Origin of the sequence: Phreatobacter cathodiphilus (genome assembly GCF_003008515.1) — a bacterium.
GTDB lineage: Bacteria > Pseudomonadota > Alphaproteobacteria > Rhizobiales > Phreatobacteraceae > Phreatobacter > Phreatobacter cathodiphilus.
The window spans coordinates 574,670-592,332 of sequence record NZ_CP027668.1 but is presented as its reverse complement, the minus strand read 5'-3'; the positions used below and the strand labels follow the sequence as shown (position 1 = coordinate 592,332).

13 protein-coding genes are annotated in these 17,663 nt (G+C 69.6%); 11 read left to right on the top strand and 2 right to left on the bottom strand.

The annotated features are described in order from the left end of the window. Positions 1-28: 28 nt before the first annotated feature. From C6569_RS02915 to C6569_RS02875, 9 genes are all read left to right on the top strand, one after another. Entirely contained in the window at positions 29-1,468 is a 1,440-nt protein-coding gene (locus C6569_RS02915) for an amidase (protein WP_106747428.1), read from the top strand. 149 nt (positions 1,469-1,617) lie between these two features. Next, complete coding sequence (locus C6569_RS02910) at positions 1,618-3,222, top strand: ABC transporter substrate-binding protein (protein WP_215905782.1); 1,605 nt, start codon at positions 1,618-1,620, stop codon at positions 3,220-3,222. Positions 3,223-3,291: 69 nt separating this feature from the next. Then, positions 3,292-4,233, top strand: coding sequence for an ABC transporter permease (locus tag C6569_RS02905; protein WP_106747427.1), 942 nt, complete (start codon positions 3,292-3,294; stop codon positions 4,231-4,233). Further along, positions 4,230-5,171 (top strand): ABC transporter permease, encoded by a 942-nt coding sequence (locus tag C6569_RS02900; protein WP_106747426.1) that lies wholly within the window; start codon positions 4,230-4,232, stop codon positions 5,169-5,171. Before C6569_RS02905 ends, C6569_RS02900 begins: the two co-directional genes overlap by 4 nt. After that, positions 5,168-6,784, top strand: coding sequence for an ABC transporter ATP-binding protein (locus C6569_RS02895; protein WP_106747425.1), 1,617 nt, complete (start codon positions 5,168-5,170; stop codon positions 6,782-6,784). Before C6569_RS02900 ends, C6569_RS02895 begins: the two co-directional genes overlap by 4 nt. Before the next feature lie 30 nt (positions 6,785-6,814). Next, positions 6,815-7,507 (top strand): AprI/Inh family metalloprotease inhibitor, encoded by a 693-nt coding sequence (locus C6569_RS02890; RefSeq protein ID WP_106747424.1) that lies wholly within the window; start codon positions 6,815-6,817, stop codon positions 7,505-7,507. Further along, positions 7,504-9,219: an adenine deaminase gene (gene ade / locus C6569_RS02885; protein WP_106747423.1), complete on the top strand. Its 1,716-nt coding sequence runs from the start codon at positions 7,504-7,506 to the stop codon at positions 9,217-9,219. Before C6569_RS02890 ends, ade begins: the two co-directional genes overlap by 4 nt. A gap of 75 nt (positions 9,220-9,294) precedes the next feature. Then, positions 9,295-10,530 (top strand): MFS transporter, encoded by a 1,236-nt coding sequence (locus tag C6569_RS02880; protein WP_106747422.1) that lies wholly within the window; start codon positions 9,295-9,297, stop codon positions 10,528-10,530. A 70-nt stretch (positions 10,531-10,600) separates the two neighbouring features. Then, a complete protein-coding gene (locus tag C6569_RS02875) occupies positions 10,601-11,818 on the top strand; it encodes an acyl-CoA dehydrogenase (protein ID WP_106747421.1) in 1,218 nt (405 codons plus the stop codon). 238 nt (positions 11,819-12,056) lie between these two features. Here C6569_RS02875 and C6569_RS02870 read toward each other — a convergent pair whose 3' ends face one another. Continuing rightward, positions 12,057-12,413 carry a c-type cytochrome gene (locus tag C6569_RS02870; protein ID WP_106747420.1) on the bottom strand — a complete coding sequence of 119 codons (357 nt, stop codon included), beginning with the start codon at positions 12,411-12,413 and terminating at the stop codon, positions 12,057-12,059. Between the two features lie 63 nt (positions 12,414-12,476). Further along, positions 12,477-13,301, bottom strand: coding sequence for an alpha/beta hydrolase (locus C6569_RS02865; RefSeq protein WP_106747419.1), 825 nt, complete (start codon positions 13,299-13,301; stop codon positions 12,477-12,479). 173 nt (positions 13,302-13,474) lie between these two features. On the opposite strand from C6569_RS02865, the gene C6569_RS02860 reads away from it, so the two are divergent. After that, positions 13,475-14,869, top strand: a complete 1,395-nt coding sequence (locus C6569_RS02860; protein WP_106747418.1) for a cation diffusion facilitator family transporter — start codon at positions 13,475-13,477, stop codon at positions 14,867-14,869. A gap of 34 nt (positions 14,870-14,903) precedes the next feature. Beyond that, the gene (gene pepN, locus C6569_RS02855) at positions 14,904-17,537 is read left to right on the top strand and encodes an aminopeptidase N (RefSeq protein ID WP_106747417.1); all 2,634 of its coding nucleotides are present in this window, start codon (positions 14,904-14,906) and stop codon (positions 17,535-17,537) included. Positions 17,538-17,663: the final 126 nt, after the last annotated feature.

Below are 17,663 nucleotides of genomic sequence, written 5' to 3'. Positions count from 1 at the left end.
TGGCAGCCTTCGCGGCGGGAGTGCCGTCATGCCGATCTATTCCACCGCCATATCCGAACTCGATGCTTTCGCTCTGGCCGACGCCTTCCGGCGCCGGACCCTGTCGCCCGTCGAAGCGGCGAAGGACGCCCTCGACCGGGCCGAGGCGAGCCAGGAGAGCGTCAACGCCTTCGCGCTGATCGACCGGGAGCGGACGCTCGCCTGGGCGCGCGAATCGGAGGCGCGCTGGGCGAAGGGCGAGCCGCTGAGCCCGGTGGACGGGGTCGGCGTCACCGTGAAGGACAACATGGCGGTGGCGGGCTGGCCGTCGCTGAAGGGATCGAAGGTCGTCCCGCGTGATCCCGTGACCTTCGACGCGCCGGTCACCGCGCGCTGCAAGGACGCCGGCCTCGTCATCCTCGGCACTACGACCATGCCGGAATTCGGCTGGATCGGGCTCTCCTCCTCGCCGCTGACCGGCCATACCCGCAACCCCTGGAACCCCGCGCGCACCGCCGGCGGCTCGACCTCGGGCGGCGCGGCCGCCGCGGCGCTCGGCATCGGCCGGTTCCATCTCGGCTCCGACGGCCTCGGCTCCATCCGCATCCCCGCCGCCTATTGCGGCGTCGCCGGCATCAAGGCGACCTATGGCCGGGTGCCGGCCTATCCGATCTCGGTCATGGGCGAACTCGCCCATCTCGGCCCCATCGCCCGGGACGTGCGCGAGGTCGCCGCCCTCCTCACCATCCTGTCCGGGCCCGACGCCCGCGACCCCATGGCCTGGAACACGCCGGCGCCCGACTATGGCATCGGCCTCGACGAGGGCGTGCGCCGTCTGCGCATCGCCTATTCGCCGCGCCTCGGTTTCGTGAAGAAGCTCGACCCGCAGGTGGAGCGCGCCGTGGCAGCCGCCGCCGCCACCTTCGCCTCCATGGGCGCCATCGTGGAGGAGGTCGACCCGCCGATCGAGGACCCCGCCCCCATCGCCTGGGACATCTGGAACGCCGGCGCGGCGCTGGCGCTCTCGTCCTTCAGCGACGAACAGCGCAAGCAGATGGACCCGGGCCTCGTCGCCTGCGCCGAGACCGGCTCGCGCTTCTCCGCCGCCCAGCTCATCGACGCGCTGCTCTACCGGCGCACGAAGACCGTCATCGCCATGGCCGAGTTCTTCACCCGCTACGACCTGCTCATCACCCCCACCATGCCGACGGGAGCCATCCCGCTCGGCGCCGACCTGCCGCCGCCTGGCTTCGCCGGCGAGGAGTCCTGGGGGCCGCTGTGGACCGACTGGTGCCCCTACACGCCGCCCTTCAACGTCACGCAGCAGCCGGCGGGGACGGTGCCCTGCGGCCTCGACGGCGACGGCCTGCCCATCGGCCTGCAGATCGTCGGCTGGAAGCGGCAGGAGGCGACGGTGCTCCGGGCGATGCGGGCCTTCGAATCGGAGCGGCCCTTCGCGCGCGTCCCGTTGTCGCATGCCCGCGCCTAACTCTCAGCCGTCTGCACGGATTTTGCGCGACAGTTGCCTGCGCTTCGGGATTGACACCTTCCGACCAAGCGTCGTCTGATCCGACCTTCTCGCGGCCAGGGGTCGATCAGGGGTCAATCCCGGCTGCGGAGTTCCAGGGGAGAGTCATCATGAAATCCGTCAAATTGTCCCGCCGCACCGTGATGGCCGGCGCCGCCGCGGCCGGCGCACTGGCGAGTTCGACAGGGGCCTCCGCCCAGGGCGCGGCCAACGTGCTGCGCGTCGTGATGCACTCGGACCTGCGCATCATCGATCCGATCTGGACGACCGCCTACATCGTCCGCAACTACGGCTACATGATCTACGACACGCTGTTCGCCCTCGACTCCAAGGGTCAGGTGCAGCCGCAGATGGTCGACAAGTACACGGTCAGCGACGACAAGCTGACCTACACGTTCACGCTGCGCGACGGCCTGATGTGGCACGACAACCAGCCGGTCACGACGGCCGACATCATCCCCTCCATCCGCCGCTGGGCCGCCCGCGATCCGCTCGGCCAGACCGTGATGGGCTTCGTCGGCTCGATCGAGGCCAAGGACCCCAAGACCTTCGAGATCAAGCTGAAGGAAGCGACCGGCCTCCTCCTGTTCGCCCTCGGCAAGCCGTCCTCGAACGTGCCCTTCATGATGCCGAAGCGCGTCGCCGAGACCGACCCGAACACGCAGATCACCGAGTTCATCGGCTCCGGCCCGTTCATGTTCGTGCGTGACGAATGGAAGCCGGGCGACAAGGCGGTCTACGCCAAGTTCGCCGGCTACAAGCCGCGCTCCGAACCCGCCGACGGCCTCGCCGGCGGCAAGGTCGCCAAGGTCGACCGCGTCGAGTGGCGCGTCATCACCGACCAGCAGCAGGCGATCAACGCCCTGCAGGCCGGCGAGATCGACATCATCGAGGCGCCGAGCCACGACCTTCTGCCGCTGCTGAAGTCCGACGACAACATCAAGCTGTTCAACTGGAACGTGCTGGGCAACCAGTACACCATGCGCTTCAACCACACGACGGCGCCGTTCAACAACCCGAAGATCCGCCAGGCGGTGCTCTACGCGCTGAACCAGGAGGACTTCCTGAAGGCGACCATCGGCGATCCGGAATATTACAAGGTCTGCAAGGCCATGTTCGTCTGCGGCTCGCCGCTGGAGACCATGGCCGGCATGGAAGACAAGCTGGAGTCGAACTTCGCCAAGGCGCGCCAGCTCCTCCAGGAGGCCGGCTACAACCGCGAACCGGTGGTGCTGCTGCACTCGACCGACCTGCAGGTGCTCACCAACCTGGCGCCGGTGGCCAAGTCGCTGCTCGAGCGCGCCGGCTTCGTCGTCGACATGCAGTCCATGGACTGGCAGACGGTCGTCGCCCGCCGCGTGAAGCGCGACCCGCCGACCCAGGGCGGCTGGAGCGCCATGCTCACCTCATGGGTGGCGGCCGACATCCTCAATCCGGTCATGGCCGGCTTCTTCAACGCCTCGGGCGACAAGGCGGCCTTCGGCTGGCCGAGCGACCCGGAGATCGAGACCCTGCGCGCCCGCTATGCCCGCGCCGCCACCGCGGCCGAGCAGAAGCAGATCGCCGAGGCGGTGCAGCGCCGCGTCTCGGAAGCCCCGACCCACATCCATCTGGGTCAGTGGTACTCGCCGGGCGCCCACCGCAAGAACATCTCCGGCTGGCTCGAGGCCCCGGCTCCGGTGTTCTGGAACATCGAGAAGGGCCGCGGCGCGTAAGGAAATGACGACAGGCGGCCGGGCGCGTCCCGGCCGCCGCCTTTCCCTTGCAGCGGGCCGAAAATTCCCATGTTGTCCTATATTCTCCGACGCCTCGCGGCGACCATCCCCGTTTTGTTCACCGTCGCCGTGATGGTGTTCCTCATGCTGCGCCTGACGCCGGGCGACCCCGCCGCGATCATCGCCGGCGACAACGCCACCTCGCAGCAGATTCTCGACATCCGCACCAAGCTCGGCCTCGAGCAGCCCATCCTGCAGCAGTTCTTCATCTGGCTCGGGGGCCTGCTGCGCGGCGAGCTCGGCGAGAGCTTCTTCTTCCGCAAGACCGTGTTCGAGCTCATCTCCGAGCGCATCGAGCCGACCCTGTCGCTGGCCTTCCTGACCATCGTCCTCGCCGTCGTCATCGCCATCCCGCTCGGGGTGGTCGCCGCCTACAAGCAGGGGACCTGGATCGACCGCATCGTGATGGGCTTCTCGGTCATCGGCTTCTCGGTGCCGGTCTTCGTGATCGGCTATCTGTTGATCTACATCTTCGCCATCAAGCTCGGCTGGTTCCCCGTCCAGGGCTATCAGCGGATCGGCAACGGCATCTGGCCGTGGTTCCGCAGCCTCGTGCTGCCCGCCTTCACGCTCTCCGTCATCTATGTGGCGCTGATCGCCCGCATGACCCGCACCAGCGTCTTGGAGGTGCTGTCGGAGGACTATATCCGCACCGCCCGCGCCAAGGGTCAGACGGAGATGAAGGTGCTGTTCCAGCACGCCCTGAAGAATGCCGCGGTGCCGATCGTCACGGTGGTGGGCATCGGCGTCGCCCTGCTGATCGGCGGCGTGGTGGTCACCGAGAGCGTCTATTCCATCCCCGGCCTCGGCCGCCTGACGGTGGACGCCGTTCTCGCCCGTGACTTTCCCGTCATCCAGGCGATCATCCTCGCCTTTTCCCTCGTCTACGTCCTGATCAACCTGCTCGTCGATCTGTCCTACACGATCTTCGATCCGAGGATCCGCTATTGACCGCCCCAGCCTCCACCGAGCCGCTCGCGAGCGCCGAAGCGCCCGCCGTCCCGGCCCCCGCAAAACCCACGGTCTGGCGCAAGCTCTTCCGCAGCCCCAACGTGGTCGTTGGCCTCGCCATCGTCCTCGTCATGGTCTTCATCGGCCTGATCGCGCCGCTGATCGCCACCTCCGACCCCACCGCCATCAATCCGGGCGCGCGCAACCGCCATCCCATGGCCGAGAGCACCATGCGCCTCGACGACGGCACGCGTGCCACGGTGAAGCACTACATGGGCACGGACACGCTGGGGCGTGACGTCTTCTCCCGCGTCGTCTACGGCGCGAGGGTCTCCATCTTCATCGGCGTCGCCGTGGCGGTGCTGTCGGTCAGCATCGGTCTCGTCATCGGCATGGTCGCCGGCTACATCCGCTGGCTCGACAGCATCATCATGCGGATCATGGACGGGTTGATGGCCATTCCCGCCATCCTGCTCGCCATCGCCGTGGTGTCGCTGTCGCGGGCGGGCCTGGTATCGGTCATCATCGCCATCGTGGTGCCGGAGGTGCCGCGCGTCGTGCGCCTCGTTCGCTCGGTGGTGCTGTCGGTACGCGAGGAGCCCTATGTCGAGGCCGCCGTGGTCTCCGGCACGCCGACGGTGAAGCTCGTCATCCGCCACATCCTGCCGAACACGGTGGCCCCGCTCATCGTGCAGGGCACGTTCATCTGTGCCTCGGCGATCCTGGTCGAGGCCATCCTGTCCTTCCTCGGCATCGGCATTCCGCCGGACGTGCCGACCTGGGGCAACATCATGGCCGAGGGGCGCCAGCTCTTCCGCATCTTCCCCCACAACATCCTCTATCCGGGCATCTTCCTCGCCCTCACGGTGCTCGCCGTGAACATGCTCGGCGACGGTCTGCGTGACACGCTCGATCCGAAAATGGAGAAGCGCGGATGAGCGCCCCTATCCTCGACATCAGAAACCTCACGGTCGAACTGCCGAAAGGCGCCGACCGCAGGAACGCGGTGGAGGACGTGTCCTTCGCCGTGTACCCCGGCGAGATCGTCTGCGTGGTGGGCGAATCCGGCTCGGGCAAGTCCGTCTCGTCCCATGCCGTCATGGGCCTGCTGCCCAAGGGCCAGCTCAAGGCGACCGGCGGACAGATCCTCCTCGAAGGGGAGAATGTCCTCGAGGCCAGCGCCAGCCGGCTGCGCGACCTGCGCGGCACGCGGATGTCGATGATCTTCCAGGAGCCGATGACGGCGCTGAACCCGGTCGTCACCTGCGGCGAGCAGATCGACGAGGTGCTGCGCATCCACACCGGCCTCGGCGCCACCGAGCGCAAGGAGAAGGTGCTGGCGGTGATGGATTCGGTGCGGCTGCCCGATCCGGCGAAGATGTACGACGCCTATCCGCACCAGCTCTCGGGCGGCCAGCGCCAGCGCATCATGATCGCCCAGGCGCTGGTGCTCGATCCCGTGCTGCTGATCGCCGACGAGCCGACCACCGCCCTCGACGTGACCACGCAGGCGCAGATCCTGAAGCTCATCGCCGAGATGCAGGAGCGCCGCGGCACGGGCGTGCTGTTCATCACCCACGATTTCGGCGTCGTCGCCGAGATCGCCCACCGCGTCGTCGTCATGCAGCGCGGCAAGGTGGTGGAGACCGGCACGGCCACCGAGGTGCTGAAGAACCCCCAGCACCCCTATACGCAGATGCTGATCAACGCCGTGCCGACGCTCACTCCGCCGGTGCGCGAGGAGCGGACGGGCGAGCTGGCGCTGGAGACGGTGAAGCTCTGCAAGGTCTATGGCGGCGGCGGCTTCTTCCAGAAGAAGCGCGAGGTGCGCGCCGCCTCCGACGTGGAGATCCGCGTGCGGCGTGGCGAGACGCTCGGCATCGTCGGCGAATCGGGCTCGGGCAAGTCGACGGTCGCACGCTGCATCGCCAGGCTGATCACGCCGACCTCGGGCGGCATCGTCGTCAGCAACATGGACATCGCCAATCTCCCCGAGCGCCAGCTCCGGCCGCATCGCAAACACTGCCAGATCGTCTTTCAGGACCCCTATCGCTCGCTCAATCCGCGACGTTCGGTCGGCGCCTCCATCATCGAAGGGCCGATGAACTTCGGCATGAGCGAGGCCGACGCCATCGCCAAGTCCCGCGACCTGATGAAGCTGGTCGGCCTGTCGCCCGATGCCCTCGACCGCTATCCGCACCAGTTCTCGGGCGGGCAGCGCCAGCGCATCTGCATCGCCCGGGCGCTGGCGATGGAGCCGGAAATCCTCATCGCCGACGAGGCGGTCTCGGCCCTCGACGTGTCGGTGCAGGCCCAGGTGCTCGACCTCCTCGACGACGTGCGCAAGAAGTTCGACCTCGCCGTGCTCTTCATCACCCACGATCTGCGCGTCGCGGCGCAGATCTGCGACCGCATCGCGGTGATGCAGAACGGCGTGGTGGTGGAACACGGCAAGACCGCCGACATCTTCGCCGCGCCCCAGCACCCCTATACGCGGGCGCTGTTCGACGCGGCGCCGGGCCGCAACTTCCAGTTCGCCCGGGTGGCCTGACAAACGGACGGCGGCGTGGGATCATCCGGAATGATCCGCGCCGCCCTCACGCTCCTCACCCTCGCTTTGGCCGCGCCATCCCAGGCGCAGGGCATCGACCCGTCCATCCTGCGGACGCTGGCCGGAACCTGGCTCGTCGCGCCGGCGAACGGCGAGCCGGGCTGCCGGGTGACGCTGGCGACCACGACCTCCATCGGCGGCTACGGCCTGACGACGTCGCCCGACTGCGCCCGGCGCGTGCCCGTCATCGCCGATGCGGCGGCTTGGCACCCGGTGGATGGGTTGAGTTTCCTCGGCCCGACACGGCAGACGCTCCTGGCGTTCCGCGAAAACGAAGATGCCTCCTATTCGGCCATGGAGCCGGACCCGGGCTATGTGCTGGTCCGTGCGCCGGACGGCGTCGACCGGGTGCCGAACGCCCGCGACGCCTTCGGCGACTGGGTGATGCGCCGGCCCGGCGGCGAAATCCTCTGCCGCGTGCATCTGTCGGACCGCCCGCCGCCAGGCGGCCAGGAGAGCTATGCGGTCAGGGTCACGCCCCAGGGCTGCCAGGCATCGGTGACGCGGCTGAGGCTCGCCTCCTGGCGCATCGAGGCGCCGAAGCTCGTGCTCTACGGCCTCGACGGCAACAGCCTGTCCTTCCTGCTCGGCCCCGCAGGCTTCACCAAGGACCCGGCGGAGGGAGGTCGTCCGCTGGTGCTCGAACGGGTGCGCCGGCCGTGACGGCGGCACGCCTCACCCCCGACACCCTCACCCGGCGCATCGCCCAGGGCCGCGGCGCGGGCGAAGCCGATCTCGTCATCCGCAACGTCCGCCTCTTCGACCTCGTCACCGGCAATCTCTTCGTCACCGACATCGCCATCTGCGGCGACACCATCGTCGGCACCTATGGCGGCTATCGCGGCCTGCGGGAGATCGACGGGCGCGGCCGCATCGCCGTGCCGGGCTTCATCGACACCCATCTCCACGTGGAGAGTTCACTCGTCACGCCGATGGAGTTCGACCGCTGCGTCACCCGCCACGGCGTGACCACCGCCATCTGCGACCCGCACGAGATCGCCAACGTGCTGGGCCCGGCCGCCATCGCCTACATGCTGGAGGGGGCCGGCCGCACGGTGATGGACCTCAGGGTGCAGCTCTCGTCCTGCGTGCCGGCGACGCATCTGGAAACCGCCGGGGCGCGGCTCGGCGTCGAGGATCTCGTCGCCTGGCGCGACCATCCCAAGGTGATCGGCCTCGCCGAGTTCATGAACTTTCCGGGTGTCGTGAACGGCGACGCCGAGTGCCTCGCCAAGATCGCCGCCTTTTCCGACCGGCACATCGACGGGCATGCGCCGCTGCTGGGCGGGCTCGACCTCAACGGCTATATCGCCGCCGGCATCCGCACCGACCACGAGACGACGACCACCGACGAGGCGCTGGAGAAGATCCAGAAGGGCATGACGGTGCTGATCCGCGAGGGCTCGGTGTCGAAGGACCTGCACGCTCTCGCGCCGCTCCTGACGGTCGCCACCTCCCCCTTCCTCGCCTTCTGCACCGATGACCGCAACCCGCTCGACATCGCCGAGGAAGGCCATCTCGACTTCCTCATCCGCACCGCCATCAGCCTCGGCGTGCCGCCGCTCGCCGCCTACCGCTCGGCTTCGCTGACCGCCGCCACCGCCTTCGGCCTCAGGGATCGCGGCATGATCGCGCCGGGCAAGCGCGCCGACATCGTCCTCCTCGACGACCTCGAGGCCTGCGCCGTCTCCGACGTCATCGCCGGCGGGGTGCTGGTCGGGCCCGATGCGTATGCGGGGAAGGTGCCGGTCGCCCCGGTCGGGCTCGACAGCATGAAGGCGCGGCCCGTTTCGGCGGAGGATTTCCGCGTGCCGGCGACGGGGGCCACCGCCCATGTCATCGGCGTCATCCCCGGCAAGATCATCACCGCCCACCTCACCATGGACCTGCCGGTCGTCGGCGGTGCCATGCAGCCCGATCTCGACCAGGACGCGGTCAAGGTCGCCGTCGTCGCCCGCCACGGCATCAACGACAATATCGGCCGCGGCTTCGTCCACGGCTTCGGCCTGAAGCGCGGCGCCATTGCCTCGTCCGTCGGCCACGACAGCCACAACATCTGCGTGGTCGGCGCGGACGATGCCGACATGGCGGCGGCGGTGAACCGGCTGGTCGCCATCCGCGGCGGCTTCGTGGTGGTGGAGGGCGGCCGGGTCCTCGCCGAACTCGCCCTGCCCATCGCCGGGCTGATGAGCGACCTCCCCTTCGAGGAGCTGATCCAGCCGCTGAAAGACCTGCGCGCCGCGGCGACCGGCCTCGGCGTGATGCTGGCCGAGCCCTTCCTGCAGGTCGCCTTCCTGCCGCTGCCTGTCATTCCGCACCTGAAGATCAGCGACCGAGGCCTCGTCGACGTCGACCGCTTCCAATTGATCGGGTGAGCTCAGGAAACGGGCGGAGAGATCGGGTGTCGGCCGGCGCGCCGCCCTGTCACGACGGGTCATGGAGACCCGCCCATGACCGAGACCACCTCACCCTCCCCTTTCGCCCGACTCCTCGCCACCGCCGGCTTCGTGCAGGCCGCCGACCAGATCGCGCTCGCCGCCCTGCCGGTCACCGCGGTTCTCGTACTCGGGGCGGGGCCGGGCCTCGTCGGGGTGCTGGTCGCGGCGCAGACCGCCGCCTGGCTCCTCGTCTCGCTGCCCGCCGGGGTGATCGTCGACCGCCTGCCGCGCCGGACTGTCCTGCTCGCGGCGCTGACCCTCTCCTTCGCCGGAGCGCTGGCGGCGCTTGCCGCCGCGGCTCTCGGCCAGGTGGCGCTGCTCGGCGCCGCAGCCTTCCTCTCGGCGGCGGGCACCGTCACCTTCGTCCTGGTCCAGATCGGACTGGTGCCCGAGATCGTCGCCCCGGCCGACCTGCCGAGAGCCAATGCCCGGATCGAGCTGATGCGGGCCATGGCGAGCACCGCCGCGCCCTTCCTGGTCGGCTTCCTCGCCACCCGCGTCTCGCCGCTCGCCGGCTACCCCCTGGCGGCGCTCCTCGCCCTCGCCGCCCTCCTCTGCGCTGCGACCCTGCACTTCGCGGCACGGCCGACGCCGGCAACGAAGCCTGCGCTGTTCACCGCCATCGCCGAGGGCGCCCGCTTCGTCGTCGCAGACCCCCTGCTGCGGGCCATCGGACTCTGCGCCGTGTTCTGGAACTTCGCCTTCGTCGCCCTCATCGCGGTCTTCGTGCCCTTCGCCCTGACGCGGCTCGGCACGGATGCGGCAGGCGCCGGCCTCGCCCAGGGCATCAACGGGCTCGGCATGATCGCCGGCGCCGCCGTCGCGCCCTTCGTCTTCGCGCGGGTGCAGCCTCGGGCCGTGCTGCTCTTCGGACCCGTCTCCTCGGCCCTCGGCGCGGTGCTGATGGCGCTGTCTCCGTCCTTCGGCGGGCTCGCCATGGCGGCCCTCGCCTTCGGGCTCATCGGCTTCGGACCCATGCTCTGGCTGGTGATGCAGACCTCCGTCCGCCAGATCGTGACGCCGCCGGCGCTGATGGGGCGGGTCACCGCCACCATCCAGGTCGCGATCTACGGCGTCAGGCCGCTCGGAGCCCTCGCCGGCGGTGGGGTCGCGGCGATGTTCGGCCTCGACGCGGCGCTCGGCCTCGTCGCGGCGGCCTTCGCCGCCTCGGCACTGGTCTCCCTCGCCTCGCCCCTCGCGCGGCTCGCGACCATGCCGCATCGCGCGGGCGCGGCAGGCGCGCTATGACGATCCGGCGCTTGGCGCTGTCCGGCCTTTGGCCTAAGACAGCGCCACCATTCGCTTGAGGATCATCGCCATGGCCGTCGCCGCGCTCACCCCCGCCTCCGGCTCCTACGTGAAGGACAACGAGGAGTTCAACTGGGAAGACCCGCTGAACCTCGACGGGCTGCTGACCGAAGAGGAACGCATGGTGCAGGAGACCGCCCGCACCTATTGCCAGGAAAAGTTGCTGCCGCGCGTCACCTCGGCCTTCCTCGACGAGCGCTTCGACCGCGAGATCATGACCGAGATGGGCGAACTCGGCCTGCTCGGCTCGACGATCCCCTCCGAGTATGGCGGAGCCGACCTCGGCTATGTCGCCTACGGCCTCATCGCCCGCGAGGTGGAGCGCGTCGATTCGGGCTATCGCTCGGCCTGCTCGGTGCAGTCCTCCCTCGTCATGTACCCGATCTACGCCTACGGCTCGGAAGAGCAGCGCAAGAAGTACCTGCCCAAGCTCGCCTCGGGCGAGTGGGTCGGCTGCTTCGGCCTGACCGAGCCCGACGCGGGCTCCGACCCGGCCGGCATGAAGACCCGCGCCGTGAAGGTGGACGGCGGCTACGTGCTCAAAGGCTCGAAGATGTGGATCACCAACTCGCCGATCTCGGACGTGGCGGTGGTCTGGGCCAAGACGGACGAAGCCATCCGCGGCTTCATCGTCGAGCGCGGCATGAAGGGCTTCTCCACCCCGAAGATCGAGGGCAAGATCTCGCTGCGCGCCTCGATCACCGGCGAGATCGTGCTGGACGACGTCTTCGTGCCGGCCGAGAACATGCTGCCCAACGCCAAGGGCCTGTCGGGCCCGTTCGGCTGCCTCAACCGCGCCCGCTACGGCATCGCCTGGGGCGCCATGGGCGCCGCCGAGGACTGCTGGCACCGCGCCCGCCAGTACACGCTCGACCGCAAGCAGTTCGGCAAGCCGCTGGCGGCCACCCAGCTCGTGCAGAAGAAGCTCGCGGACATGCAGACCGAGATCACCCTCGGCCTGCACGGCGCCCTGCGCCTCGGCCGGCTGATGGAGGACCATTCCTTCGCGCCGCAGGCCATCTCGCTGATGAAGCGCAACAATTGCGGCAAGGCGCTGGACATCGCCCGCATGGCCCGCGACATGCACGGCGGCAACGGCATCTCGGCCGAGTACCACGTCATCCGGCACATGGTGAACCTCGAGACGGTCAACACCTATGAGGGCGCCCACGACGTGCACGCGCTGATCCTCGGCCGCGCCATGACCGGTATCCAGGCGTTCTTCTGATCGCCGGCGGCTTGTCGTGAGACATGGAGGCCCGGCCGTCGCGCCGGGCCTTTGCTTTTGGGGGAGGTGGTGCACTCACACCCCGTCACCTCCGGCCGAGCGCAGCGAGGGGAAGGGGATCCAGGAGTTGAAGGGAGCGCCCGATGGCCCATGGCCCCCCTTCCCTCGGCCTTCGGTCTCGCCGGGGGTGACGGGTGATGACGCCGGGAGCGGCCTGCCTCCGCGACGGATGTGGCCCTCACCGTCTCTGCGGGCGGGCGTTCGGCTCGGTCTGGATGGAGCTCAGATAGGCGACGATGGCCGCGGCGCGCTCCGCCGAGAAGGTGAACTCCGGCATGGCCGGATGGCCGGAGGTGAAGCCCTCGGCGAGGGCCTCCTCCAGCACGTCGACCGGATAGCGCTTCGACAGCTCGCGAAACAGCGGCGCGTTGGGATAGGGGCTCGTATCCGTCCGCCCCACCGCGTGGCAGAGGGCGCAGTGCTGGCGCACCAGCGTCTCGCCGCGCTGGACCAGCACCCGCTGGCTCTGGGCGAGGGCGTCGCCGGCCGTCAGGGCGAGCACGAGGAGGGCGGGCAGCAGGCGGGGGGACGACATGAGGCCTCCGGGGATGCGATGAGGCATGGTCCCATGTCCGCCCCCCTCGGACCTTGCGGTCGATCAACCCGCCAGCGCAACCAGTTCCCGCGTCAGGGCCGAAGAAGGATCGGCGAAGGGCGCGATCACGGTGAAATGGTTGGCGCCGGGCACGACCATCTCCCGTGTCCGGGCGCCCAGCGCGCCCCAGCATTCGCACAGCGTGCGGGTCTGGCGGTGATATTCGGCGGATTCCTCTCCCCCCACCACCGCCGTCACCTTCAGGCCCTTCGGCGGCGTCCAGACGAGCGGCGAGAGGGAAGCCGCCTCCCCCGCGTCCATGCCCATGGCCCTGTTGACGAAGGTCGGCACCAGCGGCGCCAGGTGGAAGAGGCCGGAGATGGGCATGGCGGCGGCGACGATGTCGGCCGGCTCGCCGATCCGCGGCCAGTTGGCCGCGGCCATGCAGGCGGCGAGGTGGCCGCCGGCGGAATGGCCGAAGGGCAGGATGCGGCGGCCGGTGCGCTCGCGCAGCACCCGGATGCAGGCGACCACGTCGTCGACGATCTTGGCGAGCTTCACCTGGGGGCACAGGTCGTAGCTCATCACCGCCACGTCGAGACCGTGGGCGTTGGCGCCTGCGGCCATGTGGCTGAAGGAGGTCTTGTCGAGCGCCTGCCAGTAGCCACCGTGGATGAAGAGGGCGATCGGCGCTCCGGCCCGCGGCGCCGCGGCGGGGAAGAGGTCATAGCGGTGGCGCTCGCCCGTGCCATAGGCCTGGTCGAGACCGGCATCGGGCCGTGCCGCGCGATAGGCCTCTGCATCCGCCGCCCAGCCGGCCATGACGGCGGGATGGTCGGGCACCATGGCGCGGTTGTTGTACTGGGCGTCGAGATCGATGGGCGTCATGGCATGTCCGAAAAGCGGAGATCGGCGGCAGCGGAGCCCGGAGCCATCGCCCCGTCAAGGCCCGGCGCGTCCGGCTGCCGCGCGTCGGGCGGGTGGCGAAGCGCACCGCGATTGACCTGCGGCGGGGCAGCGACTAGGCCTCCGCTTCACTCCACGGCCGGGGATGCGCGACCATGGTCTCCATCAAGCAGAAGGCGGCGCTGGCCTCGATCCTGGTCACGGTGGTGCTCACGGCCGCCAAGGCGGCGGTCGGTTTCGCCAGCGGCTCCATCGCAATCCTCGCGGAGGCCGCCCATGGCCTCGTCGACACCGCCGCCACCGTGCTGACCTTCTACGCCGTGCGTCTCGCCGACAAGCCGCCGGACGAGGAGCACCAGTACGGCCACGGCAAGGTCGAATCGATCGCCGCCCTCGCCGAGACGGCCTTCCTCTTCCTCGTCTCCGGCATCGTCGTGACCGAGGCGGTGCGGCGGCTGACGGGCGGCGGCCACCCGGTGGAGGTGACGCCAATCATGGCGGGCCTGATGGTCGCGGTCATCGCCGTGGACTACTGGCGCGTCCGCATCATGAGCCGCCTGGCGAAGGAGACCGGCAGTCACGCGCTCGAATCCGGCGCGCTGCATTTCGCCGCCGACATGGCGAGTTCTGCGGTGGTGCTGGCCGGCCTGTTCTTCGTCTGGGTGGGTTATCCGATGGCCGACGCCGTCGCCGCCATCGCGGTCGCCGTCATCATCTGCGTGATGAGCTGGAATCTCGGCCGCCGCACCATCGACACGCTGATGGACCGGGCGCCGCAGGGGGCGACCGAGGCGGTGATGGAGGCGGTCGGCGCCGTGCCCGGTGTCGTCGGGGTGGACAGCGTCCGGCTGCGCGAGGTCGGCACCGACACGCTGGCCGAGATCACCGTGAAGGTGAACCGCACCCTGCCTCTCGAAAGGGTGGCAGAGATCAAGTCCGCCATCGGCGCGGCAGCGGCGGGCGCCCATGGCGGCACCGTGACGACGGTCACGACCGAGCCCGTCGCGCTCGACGACGAGACGGTGATGGAGCGGGTGCACCTGACCGCGCGGCGCCATGCCCTCGCCGTCCACCACGTCACCGTCCAGCATCTCGGCGAGCGGCTCTGCGTCGGCCTCGATCTCGAGGTGGACGGGGCCCTGACCCTCGGCGAGGCGCACGAGATCGCCAGCCGGCTGGAGGCGGCGATCGGCGGCGAACTCGGCACGGACGTCGAGGTCGAGACCCATATCGAGCCGCTGCAGGTGGAGATGCTGGTGGGCAGCGACGCCGCCGCAACTCAGGTGACGGAGGCCGCGACCGCGCTCGCGGCGCTGGCGGCCACCACCGGACAGATCACCGACGTCCACAGCGTCCGGGTGCGCGACACCGCGCAGGGACTGGTGGTCACCTATCACTGCCGCGCCGATCCCGCCCTGACGGTGGAGGCGGTGCACGAGGCGGTGGACACGATCGAGCGGGGTTTCCGCCGCAGCCAGCCGCGGGTCATCCGCGTGGTCGGCCATACCGAGCCGGTCCGCGCCCTTCCCTCCCCTGCGCCGTCGCCGTAAAGGTCGGGCCCCGTCGGCATCCGAGGATCAGGTCATGCGCAGCGAACAGGCAAAGCCGGTGAAGCTCTCCGAGTACCGGGTCGCCGACCACGTGGTGAAGACCGTGCACCTCGACATCGTGCTGCACCCGACCGCCACCCGCGTCACGGCGGTGCTCGCCGTGGAGCCCCATCCGCAGGGGATCGCGGGCGCTCCGCTGGTCTTCGACGGCGACGGGCTGACCCTCGCCGCCATCGCCATCGACGGACGGACGCCGGCGCCGGAGGCCTATGAGGCGACGGCCGACCGTCTCGTCATCCACAATCCGCCTGCCGGCCCCTTCCGCCTGACCCTGGAGACGGTGGTGGACCCACAGGCCAATACCCAGCTCATGGGGCTCTACCGCTCCTCCGGCACCTGGTGCACCCAGTGCGAGGCGGAGGGTTTCCGCCGCATCACCTATTTCCCCGACCGGCCGGACGTGCTCGCCGTCTACACGACGCGCATCGAGGCGGAGAAGAAGGCGGCGCCCGTCCTCCTCGGCAACGGCAACCTCGTCGAGGCCGGGGACCTGCCCCACGGGCGGCACTACGCCGTCTGGCACGATCCGCACCCGAAGCCGAGCTATCTCTTCGCCCTCGTGGGCGGCGACCTCGCGGAGGTCTCCGACACCTTCACCACCCGCTCCGGCCGCGTCGTGAAGCTCGGCATCTTCGTCGAGCACGGCAAGGAGGATCGCTGCGCCTACGCGATGGACGCGCTGAAGCGCTCGATGCGCTGGGACGAGGAGGCCTTCGGCTGCGAATACGACCTCGACGTCTTCAACATCGTCGCCGTGTCGGACTTCAACATGGGGGCGATGGAGAACAAGGGCCTCAACATCTTCAACGACAAATACGTCCTCGCCCTGCCGGACACGGCCACCGACCAGGACTATGCGGCGATCGAGGCCATCATCGCCCACGAGTATTTCCACAACTGGACCGGCAACCGCATCACCTGCCGCGACTGGTTCCAGCTCTGCCTGAAGGAGGGCCTCACCGTCTTCCGCGACCAGGAATTCTCCGGCGACATGCGCTCCCGCGCAGTAAAGCGCATCGCCGACGTGCGCCTCCTGAAGAGCCACCAGTTCGCCGAGGACGCGGGGCCGCTGTCGCACCCGGTGCGCCCTGAAATCTACCACGAGATCAACAACTTCTACACGGCGACGGTCTACGAGAAGGGGGCGGAGATCATCCGCGCCCTGAAGGTTCTCATCGGCGCCGAGGCGTTCCGGCGCGGCATGGATCTCTATCTCGTGCGTCACGACGGCGACGCCGCGACGGTGGAGGACTTCATCGCCTGCTTCGCCGAGGCGAGCGGACGCGACCTCACCCAGTTCTTCCTCTGGTATCGCCAGTCGGGCACGCCGCAGGTCGCCGTCGCCACCCGCCACGATCCCGTCGCCGGCACCTTCACCGTCGACCTGAAGCAGACCCATCTGCCGACGCCGGGCCAGGACGTGAAGCAGCCCATGGTCCTGCCGCTGGCCTTCGGGCTGATCGGCCCGGACGGGGCGGAGCGTCCCCTCTTCACCGAGGACGGCAAGGCGGTGCCCGGCGTCATCGCCCTCGACGCGGCGCAGAAGAGCGTCACCTTCTCGGGGCATCCGACGCGGCCGGTCCTCTCCATCAACCGCGGCTTCTCCGCCCCGATCGTGCTGAAGACCGATCTGACCGCCGCCGATCTCGGCTTTCTCGCCCGCCACGACGGCGACGCCTACAACCGCTGGCAGGCGATCCAGACGCTGGCGACGGATCATCTGGTGGCGGCGAGCCGCAAGGGCGCCGCGCTGGCCGGCGGCGTCGACATCCTCGCCGACGCCCTCGCCGCCGTGCTGGCCGATGCCGGGCGCGATCCGGCCTTCGCGGCGCAGGCGCTGACCCTTCCCTCCGAATCCGACATCGCGCGCGAACTCGGCGCCGAGGTCGACCCGGATGCGATCCACGCCGCCCGCCGGGCGCTGCGGCTCGCCATCCGCTCCCGGCTCGACGGCACCCTCTCCGACGCCCTGTCGCGCTTCGCGACGCCCGGCCCCTACTCGCCGGATGCCGCCGCGGCGGGACGGCGGGCGCTGTGCAACGTGGCGCTGGACCTGTGGGCGTCGGGCGGCGAGGCCGACCGCCTCGCGACGGTGGCGGCCCGCCACCGCGACGCCGACAACATGACCGACCGCTTCGCCGCACTGGCGGTGCTGGCGCAGCACCCGGGTGCCGATCGCGAGGCGGCGCTCGAGGCCTTCCGCGAGCGCTACCGCGCCGATGCGCTGATCCTCGACAAGTGGCTGGCGCTCCAGGCGGCGATCCCCGAGGCGGCGACGCTCGACCGCGTCAAGGCCCTGCTCGCCGATCCCGCCTTCGCCATGACCAATCCGAACCGGCTGCGCGCCCTCGTCGGCAGTTTCGCCAGCGGCAACCAGACCCAGTTCAACCGGCCGGACGGGGCGGGCTATGCCTTCCTCGCCGAGGTGGTCATCGCCACCGATCCGCGCAATCCGCAGGTGGCGGCGCGGCTCCTCTCGGCCTTCCGGAGCTGGAGGGGGCTGGAGGCGGGGCGGCGGACGCTGGCGCGCGCGGCTCTGGAACGGGTGGCCGCCACCGCGACCCTGTCCGCCGACGTGCGCGACATCGTCGCGCGGTCGCTGGGATGAGCCGAAGCAAATCTTCCTAGCGGCGTTAACCAAAAATTTCCGCACGTGTGATTCGGCGACTCTAGACAGCCCTCCGGCAAATCGATTCTTATGACCGCGATTCGGAGGGGCTGGGGCTCGGTCTCC